1 protein-coding gene and 1 pseudogene are annotated in these 1,926 nt (G+C 60.9%); both read right to left on the bottom strand.

The window, feature by feature from the left end:
• Positions 1 to 134: 134 nt before the first annotated feature.
• Positions 135 to 1,220 (bottom strand): tartrate dehydrogenase, encoded by a 1,086-nt coding sequence (locus tag IQK56_RS26235; protein WP_193864349.1) that lies wholly within the window; start codon positions 1,218 to 1,220, stop codon positions 135 to 137.
• A 13-nt stretch (positions 1,221 to 1,233) separates the two neighbouring features.
• A pseudogene (locus IQK56_RS26230) lies at positions 1,234 to 1,926 on the bottom strand (aldehyde dehydrogenase family protein); the annotation flags it as partial.

Here is a 1,926-nt window from a genome sequence, read left to right as displayed (position 1 = left end):
GAGCGGGCTTGCCCCCGATAACGGTGGATCAGTCAATAATGCAGTGACTGACACTCAGCTATCGGGGGCAAGCCCCCTCCCACATTTTAACCGACGACGCCGGGCTGGCCGTTATTCAAACAACGGATATGTACTCATTCAACCAACCCCCCAGCAATCGCAACCCCAACCTCCTGAGTGGATCCAACGCCCCCCAGATCCGGTGTAACCACCCCAGAAGCAATCACCCCCTCGATCGCCCGCAAGATCCCATCATGCGCAGCCCGATACCGCGTATCTCCATTCCCCAGAAAATCCAACATCAGCGCCCCCGACCAGATCATCGCAATCGGATTCGCAATGCCCTGCCCATAAATATCCGGCGCCGATCCATGTACCGGCTCGAACAACGACGGAAACCGTCGCTCCGGATCCAGATTCGCCGACGGCGCGATCCCGATCGTTCCCGCACACGCAGGGCCCAAATCGGACAGGATGTCGCCAAACAGATTCGACGCCACCACCACATCAAACCGGTCCGGCTGCAGCACAAATCGCGCGCACAAAATATCGATGTGCTGCTTGTCCCAGCTCACCTCGGGATAGTTCGCCGCCATCAACGCCGTGCGTTCATCCCAGTACGGCATGCTGATGGAAATCCCATTGGACTTGGTCGCCGCCGTGAGTTTTTTACGCGGGCGGGTCTGGGCCAGGTCGAAGGCGAACTTGAGGATGCGGTCCACACCGCGCCGGGTGAACACCGACTCCTGCAGTACGAATTCATGGTCGGTGCCTTCAAACATCTTGCCGCCCACCGACGAATACTCGCCCTCGGTGTTCTCACGGATCACCACAAAGTCGATGTCCCCCGGTTCACGCCCAGCCAGTGGGCATGGCACGCCGGGGAACAGCCGCACCGGGCGGATATTCACGTACTGGTCGAAGTCACGGCGAAACTTGAGCAGCGAACCCCACAGCGAGATGTGGTCCGGGACCTTGTCCGGCCAGCCCACCGCGCCGAAGTAGATCGCGTCGAAGCCCTTGAGCTGCTCAAACCAGTCATCGGGCATCATCTGCCCGTGTTCCAGGTAGTAATCACAGTGGGCCCAGTCGAGCACGTCGATGCTCAGGTTCAAGTCCCAGATTCTGGCCGCTTGTTCCAATACCCGCAGTCCTTCGGGCAACACTTCCTTGCCAATGCCATCGCCGGCAATCGCGGCGATTCTGAATGCCTTGCTCATGGATCCTGCCTCGCTAGTTCAACCCGCCAATGTGGAAAGCCTTGACCTCAAGGTACTCATCCAGCCCGTATTTGCTGCCCTCGCGCCCCAGGCCCGATTGTTTGATGCCGCCGAACGGCGCGACTTCCATGGAGATGATCCCGGTGTTGAGCCCGACCATGCCGAACTCCAGGGCCTCCCCGAAACGCCACGAACGCTGCATATCCTGGGTGAAATAGTAGGCGCCCAGGCCATAGGGCGTGGCATTTGCCAGGGCCAGCGCCTCGGCCTCGTCGGTAAAGCGCATCAGCGGCGCCACCGGGCCGAAGGTTTCTTCATTGGCCAGCAGCATGTCGGCGTGGCAATTACCGAGTACCGTGGGGTGCACGAACTGGCTGTCGCCCGTGGGGATAGCACCGCACAGCAAGGTCGCGCCCTGGCTCAGGGCATCGTCGATATGCCGCGCCACCTTGCTCACCGCCGCCGGGTTGATCAACGGGCCGATGGTCACGCCGTCTTCCAGGCCATTGCCAACCTTGAGTTTGCCCACCTCTTCCACCAGGCGTGCGGCGAAACGCGCGTAGATACCGTTCTGCACCAGGATGCGGTTGGCGCACACGCAGGTTTGCCCGGCGTTGCGGAATTTGCTGATCATCACCCCGGCAACCGCCTGTTCCAGGTCGCGTCATCGAACACCACAAAGGGCGCGTTGCCGCCCAGTTCCAGG

The organism is Pseudomonas cyclaminis (assembly GCF_015163715.1).
GTDB classification, from domain to species: Bacteria; Pseudomonadota; Gammaproteobacteria; order Pseudomonadales; family Pseudomonadaceae; genus Aquipseudomonas; species Aquipseudomonas cyclaminis.
This window is presented reverse-complemented; position numbering and strand designations above follow the sequence as displayed.